Raw genomic sequence first — 15,587 nt, 5'->3', positions numbered from 1 at the left:
CAGTCTGCGTTCTTCGGTGTGGTCAGGCGCCCCAGCCGGCCTGCTGGCCGTCGGCGCGTTCGGCGCGGATCTTGTCGAAGTATCCGGAGCGGGCGTACGCGGCCATCGGGTCCGGGTCCAGACCCAGGTCCGTCCGAAGCTCGGCGAGCAGCGGCCGGACGTCGGTGTTGTACGCGTCCATCAGCGCGGCGTTGGCGCCGAGCACGTCGCCGGCCCGCTGCGCGGCGGCGAGCGCGTCCGGGTCGACGAGCAGCGCCTTGGCCGTCGCCTCCTGCACGTTGAGCACCGAGCGGATGATGGCCGGGATCTTCGGCTCGATGTTGTGGCACTGGTCGAGCATGAAGGCGATGCCGGCCTCCGGCGCCAGCGCGTCACCGCGGATGATCTCGTGCATGATCCGGAACAGCTGGAACGGGTCTGCGGAACCGACCATCAGGTCGTCGTCGGCGTAGAAGCGGGAGTTGAAGTCGAAGGCGCCGAGCTTCCCGGCGCGCAGCAGGATCGCCACGATGAACTCGATGTTGGTGCCCGGCGCGTGGTGCCCGGTGTCGATGACCACCTGCGCCTTCGGGCCCAGCTCCAGGCAGTGCGCGTACGCGGTGCCCCAGTCCGGCACGTCGGTGGCGTAGAAGGCCGGCTCGAACAGCTTGTACTCCAGCAGCAGCCGTTGGTTGTCGCCGAGCCGGTCGTAGGTCTCGCGCAGCGCCGTCGCGAGCCGGTCCTGCCGGGCCCGGATGTCGTCCTGGCCCGGGTAGTTGGTGCCGTCGGAGAACCAGAGCTTCAGGTCACGGGAGCCGGTGCGGTCCATGATGTCCACGCACTCGAGCAGGTGGTCGATCGCCTTGCGGCGCACACCCGGATCCGGGTTGGTGACACTGCCCAGCTTGTAGTCGTTGTCCTGGAAGACGTTGGCGTTGATCGCGCCCAGGCTGACTCCGTAGTCCCCCGCGTACGCGGCCAGGTCGGCGTAGTCGTCGACGCGGTCCCACGGGATGTGCAGGGCCACCGTCGGCGCGACGCCGGTGAGCTGGTGCACGACCGCCGCGTCGGCGATCTTCTCGTACGGATTGCGCGGAACGCCCTCCTGCGGGAACACCTTGAACCGGGTTCCGGAGTTGGCGTACGCCCAGGACGGGGTTTCGATGCGCTGGCCGCGCAGGGCTTGCTTGACCCGCTCGAAGGTCTGGGCGTCAGGCTGCGTCATCTGGTTCGCGGCGTGGAGCCCGGCCGTTCAGGGCCGGGAGGAAACGCCGCTCCCCCCTCTCAAGTCTCGGCTTACAGAATGCATTGCTACAGTGTGAGGCGTGGGTGAGCTGGTGAAGCGTGCGTTCAAGTACCGCTTCTATCCGAGCCGCGAACAGGCCGATCAGCTGAACCGAACGTTCGGGTGCGTGCGCAAGGTCTACAACCTTGCGCTGGAGGCGCGGACCCGGGCATGGGCGGTGGACCGCGAACGGACCACCTACGTGCAGACTTCCGCGATGCTGACCGAGTGGAAGCGCACCGAGGATCTGGCGTTCCTCAACGACGTGTCCTCGGTCCCGCTCCAGCAGAGCTTGCGGCATCTCCAGGGCGCCTTCGCCGCATTCTGGGACAAGCGATCCCGGTACCCGCGGTTCAAGTCCAAGCGCAGGTCCCGTGCGTCGGCCGAGTACACCCGGTCGGCGTTGCGGTGGCGCGACGGGCAGCTCACCCTGGCCAAGATGGACACGCCTCTTTCCATCGTTTGGTCCCGACCGCTGCCCGATGGTGCGGAGCCGTCCACGGTCACGGTGTCCCGCGACGCCGCCGGCCGGTGGTTCGTGTCCTTGCTCGTCGAGGACCCCACCGTGCAGCCCCTGCCGGCGGTCGGGTCGTCCGTCGGGGTGGACGCCGGGATCGCCACCCTGGTCACCCTGTCCACCGGGGAGAAGGTTGCCAACCCCAAGCACGAGCGGGCCGACCGCAAGAAGCTGGCCAAGGCCCAACGGAGCCTGGCCCGCAAGGCCAAAGGCTCCGAGAATCGGGCTAAGGCCCGGGTCAAGGTCGCCCGCGTGCACGCCCGGATCGCCGACCGGCGACGGGACCACCTGCAGAAGCTGACCACCCGACTCGTCCGCGAGAACCAAACGGTCGTGATCGAAGACCTCAGCGTGCGCAACATGCTCCGCAACCACAGCCTGGCCCGCGCCATCTCCGACGCGGCCTGGTCGGACCTGCGCGGGATGCTGGAGTACAAGGCCGCCTGGTACGGGCGCAAGGTGGTCACCATCGACCGGTGGTATCCGTCGTCCAAGACCTGCTCGACGTGTGGCCGAATCAACACCACCATGCCGCTTGCCGTCCGGTCGTGGACCTGCCCCGGGTGCGGAGCGGTTCATGACCGGGACGTCAACGCAGCCAAGAACATCCTCGCCGCCGGGCTGGCGGAGAGGTAAAACGCCTGTGGAGCTGACGTAAGACCTCAAAGGAGTTCTCCTCGCGGGCAGTCGGCGATGAAACAGGAACCCTCACGGGTGACCGTGGGGAATCCCGGCTCTTTAGGGCCGGGAGGATGTCAAGGTGTTTCTCCCGTCTCTCTGCGCGGCGAGCTGCGCCTCAAGGTTGAAGACCTCGTCCAACGGCCGCATGGCGCGGTCGGGGGCGCCGTTGTCGAGGTCGACGAAGTACGGCGCCATCTCCGCCTGCCAGCGGGCGTTGACGTCGCTTTCCTGCATGGCGGCCTGGGCCGCCGCGAAGTCGTCGGTTACCAGGTAGCCCACGAGCAGGCCGTCCTCGCGGAGGAAGAGCGAGTAGTCGTGCCAGCCGCTCTCGGCCAGGGCGGTGAGCATCTCCGGCCAGACCCGCGAGTGGCGGGCGCGGTATTCGTCCAGTCGGTCCGGGTCGACCTGGAGGGTGAAGCAGACGCGGGGCATGGTTCTCCCGTCGGCTCCCCCGGTCGGTGCGGCGCGGCGTGCGCCGGCACCGACCGGGAGGGCGGTCAGAACTGGAACTGGTCGATGTTGCTCTTGTCGAAGACGGTGGGCGGGCCGAGGATGACCACGCCGTCCTTGCCGACGGTGAACTCGCCGAGCTTGCCGGCCTTGAACTTGTCGCCCTCGGCGCCGGTGATCTGGCCGGAGGCCAGTGCCGCTCCGGCGTACGCCGCGAGGTAACCGAGGTCGGCCGGGCTCCACAGGGCGAACGCGTCGACGGTGCCGTCCTTGACGTACTGGCGCATCTGGTTCGGGGTGCCCAGCCCGGTCAGCTTGACCTTGCCCTTGTACTGCGACCCGCTGAGGTAGCGGCCGGCCGCCGCGACGCCGACCGTGGTCGGGGAGATGATGCCCTTGAGGTTGGGGTACGACTGCAGCAGACCCTGGGTCTCCTGGAAGGACTTCTGGTCGTCATCGTTGCCGTACGCCACGGTGACCAGCTTGATCTTGCTGTACTCGGGCTTCTTCAGCTCGTCCTTCATGAGCGCGATCCAGGCGTTCTGGTTGGTCGCGTTGGCGGTGGCGGAGAGGATGGCGATCTCGCCTTCGCCGCCGATCTGCTGCGAGATGAGCTTGACCTGGTTCTCGGCGATGCCCTCGGCGGTCACCTGGTTGACGAAGATCTGGCGGCACTCCGGCTTGGTGTCGGAGTCGAAGGTGACGATCTTCGCGCCGGCCGCCTTGGCCTGGTTGAGCGCCCCGCAGATCGCGTTCGGGTCGTTGGCCGAGGTGACGATCACGTCCATGCCCTGCTGGGACAGGGTGTTGACGTAGCTGACCTGGGACGAGGCGCTGGCCTCGGAGGGGCCGACCTCCTTGAACTCGCCCTTGATCTCGGTGACCGCGTCCTTGCCGCCGTTGTCCGAGACGGTGAAGTAGGGGTTGTTCAGCGCCTTCGGCAGGAAGGCGATCTTCAGCCCTTCCTTGATGGCGGCGTCGGGATTGGCGGCGCCGCTCGCCTGGTTACCAGCGCCGGCATCGTTGTTGGAGTTGTCCCGGGTTGTGCCGCCACAGGCAGCGGCGCTGAGCAGCAGTGCGGCGAGGGTGAGGCTGGTGGCCCCGACACGGAGGCCTCTGCGGTACGCGGACATCGTCATCCTTCCGGGGGTGGTTGGTACGCGGGGGACGTCACGAAGCGACGGGGTGCCGCTGTCGTCGACGGTGCAGCCGGGCGCGGATGTCCGCGACGGCGTTGGGCAGCACGACGGATGCGATGAGCAGGCTGCCGGTGACGATCGTCAGCGCGTTGGCGTCGACGTCGGCGAGTTGCAGCGCGTTGCGCAGGACGCCGAGGAGCAGCACGCCGGCCAGCACACCGAGCAGCGCGCCCCGACCGCCGAAGATCGAGACACCGCCGAGCAGCACGGCGGTCACCACGGTCAACTCCAGGCCGGTGGCGTTGTCGCCACGGGCGCTGGCGTACCGCAGGGTCCAGAGGATGCCGACCAGCCCGCACACCGCACCGGAGACCACGAAGAGCCAGAACTTCGTCCGGGCCACCGAGACGCCGGTGAAGGTGGCGGCCTGGTCGTTGTTGCCCATGGCGTAGAGCGCGCGACCGGCCGCGGTGGCGTGCAGCACGACCCCGAAGATCACGGCGAGCACCAGCAGCGGCACCACCACGACCGGGATCGACGTGCCGGGGATGTTGCGCACCACGGCGGCGGTCCAGTCGGCCGGGAAGTCCGCGACCGCCTGGTCGCCGAGCACGACGAAGGACAGCCCCCGGTAGAGGGCGAGCGTGCCGATGGTCACCGCCAGCGACGGCAGGCCGAAGCCGGTGACGAAGAGGCCGTTCACCGCGCCGAGCACGGCGCCCAGCAGCACCACGAGGACACAAATCAGCTCCAGGGACAGTCCACTGGAGAGCCAGAGCTGCCCCATCAGGGTGCTGCACAGGCCGACCATGCTGGCCACCGAGAGGTCGATCTCGCCGGTGATCACGATCAGGGTCATCGGCAGCGCGATGAGCGCCAACGGCATCAGGTCGAGCAGCAGGAACTGGGCGTTGCGGCCGGTGGCGAAGTTCTCCACGGTCAGGCTGGCGACCAGCACGGCCACCACGAGGGCGGCGACGATCACCGCGTCCCAGGAGCCGAGCAGCCCGCGCAGGCTGGCGAGGCGGCCCGCGCCGGGCTCAGCCTCGGCGGTGGGCGGTGCGGCGTACAGGCTGTCATGCGCCATGCGCGCTTCTCCCTCGGAGCCGGGCCGCCACCCGCAGGGCCAGGAGCCGGTCCAGCCCGATGGCGGCGAGGATGAGTGCGCCGACCACGGCCTGCTGCCAGAACGGATCGATGCGCAGGACGGCCAGCGAGCTGCCGATCGTGGTCAGCAGCACGGCGCCGAGCGCCGCGCCGTAGGCGCTGCCGCTGCCGCCGAAGATCGCCACCCCGCCGACCACGGCGGCGGCGACGACCTGGAGTTCCAGGCCGGTGCCGGCGGCCGCGTCGAGGGTGCCGAACCGGGCCGCGTACAGCACGCCGGCGAGCCCGGCGAGCGCGCCGTTGGCGACGAACACGGCGAACACCCGTCGACCCACCGGGATGCCGGAGAGCCGGGCGGCGGCCGGTTCGGAACCGATCGCGTACAGCTCCCGGCCGCTGCGGTAGGAGCGCAGGTAGAAGCCGACGGCGACGACGACGACCAGCGCGACGAGGAACAGCACCGGTACGCCGAGCACCGTCTGGTTGCCCAGCCGCAGGAACGACGGGGGCATGTCGGCGGCGTTGATCTGCCGGCCGGACGCCCAGTAGTAGTCGACGCCGCGGAAGGCGTAGAGGGTGCCGAGCGTGATCACCAGGGCGGGCACCCGGGCCACCGCGATCAGGCCGCCGTTGACCGCGCCGCACAGCGCGCCCAGCGCGACACCCACGACGAGCGCCACGGGCCACGGCGTACCGGGTGCGGAGAGGAACAGCGAGCCGGTGGCGAAGGCGACCAGACCCAGGATCGAGCCGACCGAGAGGTCGACGTTGCGGGTGACGATGACCAGGGTCTGGCCGACCGCCAGGATCACCAGGATCGCGCAGCCCAGCAGCAGGTCCTTGATGCTCTGGCCGCTCAGGAACCGATCATTGCGCAGGGTGGTCACCAGGACCAGCACGCCGAGCGCGATCAGCAGGCTCAGCTCGCGTACGGCGAGCAGCCGCTCGGTGAGGCCACGGCGCTGCCGACCGGGGTCGGTCGGGGCGTTCCCGGCGGCCCGTTCGGGAGCGCCGGCGTCGGTGAGGCTCATGCGGTCGCTCCTTGACCGGTGGCGGCGAACATGATGGAGGTCTCGTCCGCCTCGGCCCGGGGCAGCTCGCGGACCAGTCGTCCCTCGTGCATGACCAGGACCCGGTCGGCCATGCCGAGCACCTCGGGCAGTTCGCTGCTGATCATGAGGATCGCCAGGCCCTCGCCGGCCAGCTCCGAGAGCAGCCGGTGCACCTCGGACTTGGTGCCGACGTCGATGCCACGGGTGGGTTCGTCGATGATCAGGACCCGTGGTTCGGTGGCCAGCCACTTGGCGAGCACGACCTTCTGCTGGTTGCCTCCGGAGAGGGTGGCCACGGGCGCGCCGAGCCGGGAGGCCTTCACCTGTAGCCGCCGCGTCCACTGGCGGGCCTCGGCACGCTCCGCACCGCCGAGCAGCAGGCCCAGCCGGCTCAGTGCCCGGCGGCGGGCCAGGGTGGCGTTGCGCTCCACCGACAGCTCCATGACCAGGCCCTGCTGCCGTCGGTCCTCGGGGACCAGCGCCATGCCAGCGGTGATAGCCCGGCCCGGGTTCCCCGCCGGGACGGCCCGGCCGGCGACCAGCACCTCGCCGGTGTCGTAGCGGTCGACGCCGAAGACGGCGCGGGCGACCTCGCTGCGCCCGGCGCCGACCAGCCCGGCGAGTGCGACGATCTCCCCGCCGCGGACGGAGAACGACACGTCGGTGAAGACACCGGCGCGGGTCAGCCCACGGACCTCGAGCAGGGTGTCCCGCAGTTCGGCGTCCTGCTTCGGGTAGAGCGAGGAGACGTCCCGGCCGACCATCCGCCGCACCACCTCGTCGACGCTCAGGTCGGCGGCGTGGTCGCTGGAGACCCAGGCGCCGTCGCGCAGCACGGTGATGCGATGGCACAGGTCGAACACCTCGTTGAACCGGTGCGAGATGAACAGCACCGCCGCCCCACCCTCGCAGAGCGACCGGGCGACCGCGAAGAGCCGCTCGACCTCCACACCGGAGAGCGCGGCGGTGGGCTCGTCCATGACCAGGACGCGCGCGTCGAACGAGATCGCCTTGGCGATCTCGACGAGCTGTTGGTCGGCAATGGAGAGCCCACGCGCGGGGCGGGTCGGGTCGATCCGGACCCCCAGCCGCTGAAACAGTCGCTCGGCGTCGCGGTTCATCGCCGCTGTGTCGATGCGACGCAGGCCGCGCAGCGGTTGCCGGCCCATGAAGATGTTCTCCGCCACGGACAGGTCCGGGAAGAGCGTCGGCTCCTGGTAGATGACCGCGATGCCGGCGGCCCGGGCGTCGGCGGGACCGCGCAGCCGCAGCGGTTGCCCGTCCAGGGTCATCCCGCCGGAGTCCGGTGCGTGCGCGCCGGCCAGAATTTTCACCAGGGTGGACTTGCCCGCCCCGTTCTCGCCGACCAGGGCGTGGGCCTCACCGGAGTGCAGCGCCAGGTGCACCCCGCGCAGCGCGGCGACGGCCCCGAAGGACTTCGTCACGCCGTCGAGGACCAGCAGCGGAGCGCTGTCCGTGCCTGGTGCGTCGGCGGTCATCCGATCCCCTCCTGAATCGTTTCATGAGTCGTGCATGGACCGTAGGGGCCGGCCTTCGAGAGCGTCAAGAGTTTCGCCGTGATTTCTTCCCTGTTGCTGATGCACCGTGCCTCCGCCGGCATCGGCGGCGGCCGACCGGGACTGTTCGTCAGCTCTTCGCTTTTTACGAGCGGCATGATGTCGAGAAGCGCCGGCCGGCTCCGCTCACCAGATGAAGGGCCTCGACGGGCGCGGCCCACGACACCAGGAGACCACGATGCCGAAGTACCTGCTCCTCAAGCACTACCGCGGCGGCCCGGAGCCGCACCGTCCCGTGCCCCCGATGGACCAGTGGGCGCCCGAGGACGTGGAGGCGCACATGGCCTTCCTCCGGCACGTCAGCGAGCTGCTCGAGAAGAACGGCGAGTACGTCGACGCGCAGGCGCTCACGCCGGCACGCACCTGGGTGCGCTACGGCGGTCCGGACGCGGCGCCCGTCACCACCGACGGCCCGCACCCCGAGACCAGCGACCTGGCTGCGGGCTGGTACATGATCGATGTCGAGTCCCACGAGCGCGCGGTCGAGCTCGCGGCGTACGTGTCCTCCGAGCCCGGCCCCGGCGGCACGCCGCTGTACGAGTGGATCGACGTCCGGGAGGTCATGTCCGGAACGCCGTCGGAGGACTGACCCGGCGTGACCGACGAACCGGTGCACCGACGGGACGAGGGCGCGTTGCGTGCCCTCGTCCCGCGGGTACTCGCGGGCCTGGTCCGCCGGGGCGAGGGCTTCGACGCCGCCGAGGACGCGCTCCAGGAGGCGCTGCTGGAGGCGCTCCGGGTCTGGCCCGAGCATCCGCCTCGCGACCCGCGCGCGTGGCTGACCACGGTCGCGACGCGGCGGCTTGTCGACGCCCACCGCAGCGAGGCCGCCCGACACCGCCGCGAGGAGACGACGTACGCGCAGCCGCGGCCGGCCGCCACGGAGGAGGGCGACGACACCCTCTTCCTGCTCTTCTGCTGCTGTCACCCGGACCTCGCGCCCACGTCCCAGGTGGCGCTGACCCTGCGCGCCGTCGGCGGCCTCACCACCCGGGAGATCGCCGACGCCTTCTACGTCCCCGAGGCGACGATGGCGCAGCGGATCAGCCGCGCCAAGCGCACCCTGCGCGGGCGCCGCCTGGACCAGCCCGGCGACCTCGCCGTCGTGCTGCGCGTGCTCTACCTCGTCTACACCGCCGGCCACGCGGGCCGGGTGGACCTGGCCGGCGAGGCGATCCGGCTCGCCCGTCAGCTCACCCTGGCCACGGAGGAGCCCGAGGCGCGTGGGCTGCTCGCGCTGATGCTGCTGAACCACGCCCGGCTCCCGGCGCGGCTCGATCCCGAGGGCCGGATCGTCACGCTCGACCGGCAGGACCGCGGCCGGTGGGACACGCGCGAGATCGCCGAGGGCGTGCGCGTCCTGCAGTCGGCGCTCGCCATGCAGACCGAAGAGCGGCGCCCGGGCCGCTACCAGGTCGAGGCCGCGATCGCCGCCCTGCACGACGACGCGGCGAGCGCCGAGGAGACCGACTGGCCGCAGATCCTCGCCTGGTACGACGACCTCGTCGCGCTGACCGACGACCCCGTGCGCCAGGACCCCGCCGCGGTACTCGGCCGCGCGGTCGCGGTCGGCCACGTCCTCGGTGCCGCCTCCGGGCTGCGCGAGACGGACCGGCTGCGCGAGGTGATCGGCGAGCGGCACCGGTGGCACGCCGTGCGCGGGCACCTGCACGAGCTCGATGGCGACCTGCCCGCCGCCGCCTCGGCGTACGCAGAGGCGGCCCGCCGGGCCACGAACGTCGCCGAGCGCGACCACCTGGTCCGCCAGGCCGCCCACGCGCGAGCTTGTCCCGCCAGCGGATCGGCTCGCGGAACGTGATGTCGGACGATCGGCGGTCGAGATGAAGACGTGCGATCCGCTGCGCGGCGGCGCGACTCGGCTGGATGAAACGTTTTAGCAGCTATACACTGCCGGGGCGACCCGGTCGAGCCGTCCCGCGCGACGTGTTCGGGGGTCGCCGCGACCGCGAAGCCCGCGCCGGGCGTGGGGCCGCGACCACCGTACGGAGCGTCGAGGGAGCCATGGCAACGGCGAACATCAAGGAGGTCGCCCGGCACGCCGGCGTCTCTCTCGGCACGGTGAGCAACGTGCTCAACCGGCCCGACATGGTCGCCCCGGCCACCCGCCAGCGGGTGCTCGACGCCATCACCACCCTCGGCTACGTCCGCAACGACTCCGCGCGTCAACTGCGCGCCGGGCACAGCCGCACCGTCGCCATCGTCGTGCTGGACGTGGCCAACCCGTTCTTCACCGACGTTGTCCGGGGCGCCGAACAGGTGATCGAGGAAGCCGGCGCCATGCTCGTCGTCTGCAACAGCGGCGAGGACGGCGCCCGCGAGCGCCGCCACCTGGAGCTGCTGGAGGAGCAGCGGGTCCGTGGTGTGCTCATCACCCCCGTCGACCACGGCCCCCAACCCAACCTGGACAGGCTCATCGACCGGGGCATCCCGGTGGTGCTGGTGGACCGGGGCACCGGCCGGGTGAACCGGTGCTCGGTGGCGGTCGACGACGTCCTCGGCGGCCGGCTCGCCATGGACCACCTGCTGGACCAGGGCCACCACCGCATCGCCTACCTCGGCGGCCCGCTCTCCATCGCCCAGGTCGCCGACCGGCACGCCGGCGCCGCCGCAGCCCTGGAGGAACGGGGCAGCGACGCCGAACTCCGGGTGGCGGTGACCACCAGCCTGACCGTCGCCGCCGGGCGGCGCGCCGCCGAGGAGCTGCTGACGCTGCCGGCCCGGCAGCGCCCCACCGCCGTCTTCTGCGCCAACGACCTGATCGCCCTCGGCGTACTCCAGGAGCTGACCGCGCGCGGCCTGCGGGTGCCGGCCGACGTGGCCATCGTCGGGTACGACGACATCGAGTTCGCCGACGCGGCCGCGGTGCCGCTGTCGTCGGTGCGCCAGCCCCGCGACCAGCTCGGCCGTACCGCCGCGCAGCTGCTGCTGGAGGAGGCCGAGGCCGGCGACAGGCACCAGCACCGGCACGTGGTGTTCCAGCCGGAGCTGGTCGTCCGCCGCTCCAGCGACCAACCCCGGCGCGCCCGGCGCTGACGACGGCCGCTCCTCGACGACGAGGAGCCGGGCGGTTGCCCGCCCGGCTCCTTGTCAACGCGCGCCTGGGTCAGCCCGCCGGGACGGCCGTGGCCCAGACGTCGGCGATCGACGGGTCGTAGCCGACACCGGTGTCCCGGAACCGCACCCGCACGGCCCCGTCGCCGGTGGCCTCCGGCAGGTCGACGACGAACTGGTAGCTGACCGTGCCAGCCCCGCCCACCGTGCGCTGCCACGAGCGGGTGTGCGCCACCACCCCGTCCACCACCACCTCGTAGTCCTTCAACTGCGGCCCGTCGTACGTCTCGATCGCCCGCAGCACGAACGGCTCGCCGGGCCGGACGGCGAGGTCGAACTCGAACCAGCCGCCGGGACGGGTCGTGTCGGTGTACCGGCGGGTCAGCCCGGCCTCGCTGCTGGTGGCCGAGTAGGTCGAGGCCGCGAGACGGTGCGCCTGCTCGGACGCCGCGTCACCGAGGTCGACGTGGTCGTACGCACCCGGCGGCGGGTTGTCGAACCGGACCGGCACCGTGAGGGCACGCCGTTCGGCCGCCGTGGCGCCGGTGGCCACCGTGACCTCCACCGGCCCCTGCGTCACCGACACCGGCGCGGTGAGGACGGTCGACACGGTGGTCTCCGCGCCCGGGGCGAGGTCGTACCCGGCGCTGGCCGGGGCCACCCGCCAGCCGTCCGGCGCGGTGACGGCGAGCTGCCCCGTCACCCGCACGCCGGCCCGGTTGCGCAGCACCGTGCCGACCGTCGTCGCCGCGCCCGGCGTGACGTCGGCCGGGACCGGGGCCGCCGACACGATCTGCACCGTCGGCGCGACGACGACCGTTCCCGCGACGGGCAGGGTGGCCGTGCCGCCCCGGTGGCGGTAGCTGGCCGAGCCGTCGACGGACCAGGTCGCCGGTGCCTGACCGGCGGGGATCCGCAGGTCGTAGCGGTGACTGACGGTGCCGCCCGGCGCGACCGTGGTGGCCCGCTTGCCGACCGGGGTCACCGTCCAGCCGTCGGGCACCCGCAGGTCGGAGGTCACCCCGGTCAGCGGGTCCCGCCCGCCGTTGGCCACCGCGACGGTGGCGCGTACGACCTCGCCGGGCAGCCGCTCCCCCACCGGCAGGTCGAGCTTGACCACGGCGCCGACCAGGGTCGACGACGCCGCGGAGAGCCGCTGGTCGACCCGGGTGAGCAGCACGGTGAACCGGTCGGCGTCGGCCTGGTCGAGGCGACCCGCCGCGACCTGGGTCCGCAGCCACCGGGCCGTGTCGGCGGCGGTCGCCAGGGCCCGATGCACGTCACCGGCGGCGGAACGGGAGTTGCCCGCCAGGTACGCCGTCCGCGCCGCCGTCGTCTCGGCGGACAGTCGGCCGAACCGGCCCCGCAGGTACTCGGCCGTCGGTCGACCCAGCTCACCGGCGAGCTGGTCGGTGAGCGTCACCAGCTCCCGTGCCGTGTCGTTGGCGTCGCCCAGGTCGCCGAGCACCCGGTCGATGGCGAAGGAGTAGCTGCCGGACCCGATCTCGTAGACGGCGACCGTGCCGTCCATCCGGACGAACCGCACACCGTCGGCCCGCTCAGCCGGCCGGCCGCCCTCGGTGACCGCGTTCCGCCCGGGTGCCGGCAGGCGTACCGTCGCCGTGGTGTTCGCCGGCAGGGTGAGGCGCAGCCGCATGTCCCCGCGCTCGTCGAGGGCCCAGTCGCTGCCGATCGACCCGTACGCCGAGCGGTACGTCGCCTTGGCCGAGGTGAGGTCACCACCCGGCTGGGGGGCGAACGTGAGGTGCGAGTACCCGGGGTTGCCGGCGTCGGGGGCGATGCCGGCCACGGTCCGGTACATCCAGTCGCCCACCGCGCCGTACGCGTAGTGGTTGAAGGAGTTCATCCCCACGTCGCCGAAGCTGCCGTCGGGTTTGATCGAGTCCCACCGCTCCCAGATCGTGGTCGCGCCCTTGGCGATCTCGTAACCCCACGACGGATAGGTGTCGTTGAGCAGCAGCCGGTACGCGACGTCCAGGTGCCCGGTGTCACTGAGCGCCGGCAGCAGGTCCGGAGTGCCGAGGAAGCCGGTGGAGAGGTGCCAGTCGTGCCGTTGCACGTTGGCGACCAGCCGGTCGGCGGCCTTGGCCCGCACCGGGTCCGGCAGGAGGCCCATGCCAATGGCCAGCACGTACCCGGTCTGGCTGTCGCCCTGCACCGTGCCGTCGGCCGAGACGTACTCATCGACGAACGCCTGCGCGATGTCCTTGGACAACGCCGTGTACCGAGCGGCGTCGGCGTCCTTGCCGAGGGCGCCGGCCATCTGGGCCAACAGCCGGATGCTGTAGGCGTAGTAGGCGGTGCCGACGACACCGGCGGGCGTCGGGTCGTCGAGGTTGAGCCAGTCGAGGTACGGGCCGGCGTTGGTCCGCAGGTTGCCCGAGCTGGTGCTCTCCAACCAGGACGCGTACCGCACCATCGACGCGTAGTGGTCCTCGACCACCCGGGTGTCACCGTAGCGCTGCCAGAGCGCGTACGGCACGGTGATCCCGGCGTCGGCCCATCCGGTCGCGCCGTCCCCGCAGCAGGCGCGGGGGGCGACGTCGGGGTAGGCGCCGTTGGCCGACTGCGCGTCCCGCAGGTCCTGCAACCACTTGGTGAGGAACGTCAGGCTGTCCATGTTGAACGTTGCGGTGTTGGCGAAGACGTTGATGTCTCCGGTCCAGCCGAGCCGCTCATCCCGGGCCGGAGTGTCGGTGGGGATGGACAGGAAGTTGCCGCGCTGTCCCCAGGTGATGTTGCTGTGCAGCTTGTTCACCATGGCGTTGGAGGTCTCGAACTCGCTGGTGAGCTCCCCGTCGGTGTGCATGACCAGGCCGGTCACCGAGGACAGGTCGGGGGTGCCCGGATAGCCGGTCAGCTCGACGTAGCGGAAGCCGTGGAAGGTGAACGTGGGCTCGTAGACCTCCGCCCCGCCGCCGCGCAGCGTGTAGTGGTCGGTGGCCCGGGCCGAACGCAGGTTGGCCGTGTAGGCGGTGCCGTCCGGGTTGAGCACCTCGGCGTGCCGGATGCGTACCGTGGCGCCGGCCGCGCCGGCGACCTTCAGCCGGACCTTGCCCACCATGTTCTGGCCGAGGTCGAAGATCCAGGTGCCGGGGGTGGGCTGGGTCAGCGCCCGGGCCGGCAACTCCTGCGTGACCCGCACCGGCGGGTCGACCTGGGCGACGATCCGGTCGGTGGCGTCGACGTCGTCGACGGTGGCGGGCGACCAGGCGGAGTCGTCGAACCCGGGCCGGTCCCAGCCAGCCGGCAGCAGCCGCGCGTCGTAGGTCTCACCGTGGATCAGGTCGCTCTGCACGAACGGCCCGGCCGTGGCACGCCACGAGCCGTCGGTGCCGATCGTCGCGCTGCGCCCGTCGGTGTAGTCGATCAGCAGTTGCGCGCTCAGGTGCGGCCGGGAGCCGTAGATGCCGCTGCCGAACCAGGCGATGCTGCCGGCGTACCAGCCGTCGCCGAGCAACGCGCCGAGAGCGTTGTCGCCCGAGCGGAGCTGACCGGTCACGTCGTACGTCTGGTACTGCACCCGCTTGGCATAGTCGGTCCAGCCGGGTGCCAGTTCGTGGTCGCCGACCCGCTGACCGTTGAGCGACAACTGGTAGACACCGAGCGCGGTGGCGTAGATCCGGGCTCGGGCGACCTTGCCGTCGACCCGGAAGCCCCGACGCAGCAGCGGATTCGCGTCCAGCGCGGTGAGCATGGCCTCGGTGTCGCCGCTGACCCGCAGGCCGCCCTCGGTGGCCGTGCCCGCGCCGAACGGGTTCGCGCCGTCGGTGAGCGGCGCCGCGAAGAGGGTCTCGCTGCCGCTGGTCACCGAGAAGTCGGAGAACACGCCGGTCTCCAACCCGTTGGTACGCAGGCCGACCGAACCCGCCCGGTGCGCGGTGCTCTGGGTGACGTCGACCTGGGTGCCGTCGACCCAGGTGGTGATGGTGTCACCGGCCGCGGTGATGCGCAGGGTGTGCGGTGCGGTCAGCTTGTCGGCCGGTACGACCCCGCCGAGCGGCACCTCCTTGAGCAGGGTCCAGGCGCCGTTGACCCGTACGTGCGGGCGCAGCTTGGCACTGCCGCCGGTGCTGGAGAACTGCCACATGTACGCATTCGCCGGGCCGCTGGCGCGCAGGTAGATCCCGGCCGCGTCGCGTTCCAGCCGTACCGTCGTCTGCACCGTGTAGTCGGTCCACGACTCGGTGGGCGACGGCATTCCGATCCAGTCGGCCTGCCAGCCGTCGCCACCCCGTACGCCGGTCTCCCAGGACGCTGGCGCGCTCCACCCGGAGGCGCGGCCGGCGGCGTCCCAGACCCGGACCTGCCAGGCGTACCGGGTCCGTGGTCGTAGCTGCGGGCCGGCGTACGGGACGAGGGTGCTTTCCCGCGACCGGACCCGGCCACTGTCCCAGACGTCGGCGTCACCCAGCCGGCCCGGGCTGGTGGCGACCCGCACCTGGTACGACTCCTGGAGCATGCCCCGGGCGGTGGCTTCGATCCGCCAGCCGAGGCGGGGCTTCGCCACGTCCAGCCCGATCGGATCGGTGGCCCGTTCCGTGGTCAGGCCGGTCGCCGTCAGCGCCGGGGCCGGGGCGGCAGTGGCCGGGCCCGGCACCACCATCGGCGTCAGGCCGAGCAGTAGCACGAGAAGCGAGGAGAGTGCGGCGCGGCGCCGCGTCGTGCGCATCATTCCAGTCCTCATCCTTTGGTGGTGGTGTGGTG

General features: G+C 71.6%; 11 protein-coding genes. 4 read left to right on the top strand and 7 right to left on the bottom strand.

The window, feature by feature from the left end:
* Positions 1-22: 22 nt before the first annotated feature.
* Entirely contained in the window at positions 23-1,204 is a 1,182-nt protein-coding gene (gene rhaI, locus OG470_RS23850) for an L-rhamnose isomerase (protein WP_328415609.1), read from the bottom strand.
* Positions 1,205-1,304: 100 nt separating this feature from the next.
* On the opposite strand from rhaI, the gene OG470_RS23845 reads away from it, so the two are divergent.
* The gene (locus OG470_RS23845) at positions 1,305-2,417 is read left to right on the top strand and encodes an RNA-guided endonuclease InsQ/TnpB family protein (RefSeq protein ID WP_328415608.1); all 1,113 of its coding nucleotides are present in this window, start codon (positions 1,305-1,307) and stop codon (positions 2,415-2,417) included.
* Positions 2,418-2,519: 102 nt separating this feature from the next.
* On the opposite strand, the gene OG470_RS23840 is transcribed toward OG470_RS23845, so the two are convergent.
* From OG470_RS23840 to OG470_RS23820, 5 genes are all read right to left on the bottom strand, one after another.
* Positions 2,520-2,894, bottom strand: coding sequence for an L-rhamnose mutarotase (locus tag OG470_RS23840; RefSeq protein WP_328415607.1), 375 nt, complete (start codon positions 2,892-2,894; stop codon positions 2,520-2,522).
* A 65-nt stretch (positions 2,895-2,959) separates the two neighbouring features.
* Positions 2,960-4,045 carry a rhamnose ABC transporter substrate-binding protein gene (gene rhaS, locus OG470_RS23835; protein ID WP_328415605.1) on the bottom strand — a complete coding sequence of 362 codons (1,086 nt, stop codon included), beginning with the start codon at positions 4,043-4,045 and terminating at the stop codon, positions 2,960-2,962.
* Positions 4,046-4,082: 37 nt separating this feature from the next.
* Positions 4,083-5,138 (bottom strand): ABC transporter permease, encoded by a 1,056-nt coding sequence (locus OG470_RS23830; RefSeq protein WP_328415603.1) that lies wholly within the window; start codon positions 5,136-5,138, stop codon positions 4,083-4,085.
* Positions 5,128-6,189 (bottom strand): ABC transporter permease, encoded by a 1,062-nt coding sequence (locus OG470_RS23825; RefSeq protein WP_328415601.1) that lies wholly within the window; start codon positions 6,187-6,189, stop codon positions 5,128-5,130. The genes OG470_RS23830 and OG470_RS23825 overlap by 11 nt, the downstream gene beginning before the upstream one ends.
* Positions 6,186-7,709: a sugar ABC transporter ATP-binding protein gene (locus OG470_RS23820; protein ID WP_328415599.1), complete on the bottom strand. Its 1,524-nt coding sequence runs from the start codon at positions 7,707-7,709 to the stop codon at positions 6,186-6,188. The genes OG470_RS23825 and OG470_RS23820 overlap by 4 nt, the downstream gene beginning before the upstream one ends.
* Positions 7,710-7,965: 256 nt before the next feature.
* Here OG470_RS23820 and OG470_RS23815 point away from each other — a divergent pair, with 256 nt between their 5' ends.
* The 3 genes from OG470_RS23815 to OG470_RS23805 all read left to right on the top strand — a co-directional run bounded on the left by OG470_RS23815 (position 7,966) and on the right by OG470_RS23805 (position 10,841).
* Positions 7,966-8,376: a YciI family protein gene (locus OG470_RS23815; RefSeq protein ID WP_328426566.1), complete on the top strand. Its 411-nt coding sequence runs from the start codon at positions 7,966-7,968 to the stop codon at positions 8,374-8,376.
* Between the two features lie 6 nt (positions 8,377-8,382).
* Complete coding sequence (locus OG470_RS23810; RefSeq protein ID WP_328415598.1) at positions 8,383-9,606, top strand: RNA polymerase sigma factor; 1,224 nt, start codon at positions 8,383-8,385, stop codon at positions 9,604-9,606.
* Positions 9,607-9,809: 203 nt separating this feature from the next.
* The gene (locus OG470_RS23805; protein WP_328415596.1) at positions 9,810-10,841 is read left to right on the top strand and encodes a LacI family DNA-binding transcriptional regulator; all 1,032 of its coding nucleotides are present in this window, start codon (positions 9,810-9,812) and stop codon (positions 10,839-10,841) included.
* Between the two features lie 70 nt (positions 10,842-10,911).
* Here OG470_RS23805 and OG470_RS23800 read toward each other — a convergent pair whose 3' ends face one another.
* Entirely contained in the window at positions 10,912-15,552 is a 4,641-nt protein-coding gene (locus OG470_RS23800; RefSeq protein WP_328415594.1) for a family 78 glycoside hydrolase catalytic domain, read from the bottom strand.
* Positions 15,553-15,587 lie beyond the last annotated feature (35 nt).

It is taken from the genome of Micromonospora sp. NBC_00389 (assembly GCF_036059255.1).
GTDB lineage: Bacteria > Actinomycetota > Actinomycetes > Mycobacteriales > Micromonosporaceae > Micromonospora.
The sequence above is the reverse complement of the archived record's forward strand: the minus strand, read 5'-3'. Positions and strand labels throughout refer to the sequence as shown.

Coding starts and splice junctions, on each gene's coding strand:
- OG470_RS23815 (WP_328426566.1), top strand. CDS start 7,966: ATGCCGAAGTACCTGCTCCTCAAGCACTACCGCGGCGGCCCGGAGCCG.
- OG470_RS23805 (WP_328415596.1), top strand. CDS start 9,810: ATGGCAACGGCGAACATCAAGGAGGTCGCCCGGCACGCCGGCGTCTCT.
- rhaS (WP_328415605.1), bottom strand. CDS start 4,045: ATGTCCGCGTACCGCAGAGGCCTCCGTGTCGGGGCCACCAGCCTCACC.
- OG470_RS23800 (WP_328415594.1), bottom strand. CDS start 15,552: ATGCGCACGACGCGGCGCCGCGCCGCACTCTCCTCGCTTCTCGTGCTA.
- rhaI (WP_328415609.1), bottom strand. CDS start 1,204: ATGACGCAGCCTGACGCCCAGACCTTCGAGCGGGTCAAGCAAGCCCTG.
- OG470_RS23840 (WP_328415607.1), bottom strand. CDS start 2,894: ATGCCCCGCGTCTGCTTCACCCTCCAGGTCGACCCGGACCGACTGGAC.
- OG470_RS23830 (WP_328415603.1), bottom strand. CDS start 5,138: ATGGCGCATGACAGCCTGTACGCCGCACCGCCCACCGCCGAGGCTGAG.
- OG470_RS23820 (WP_328415599.1), bottom strand. CDS start 7,709: ATGACCGCCGACGCACCAGGCACGGACAGCGCTCCGCTGCTGGTCCTC.
- OG470_RS23825 (WP_328415601.1), bottom strand. CDS start 6,189: ATGAGCCTCACCGACGCCGGCGCTCCCGAACGGGCCGCCGGGAACGCC.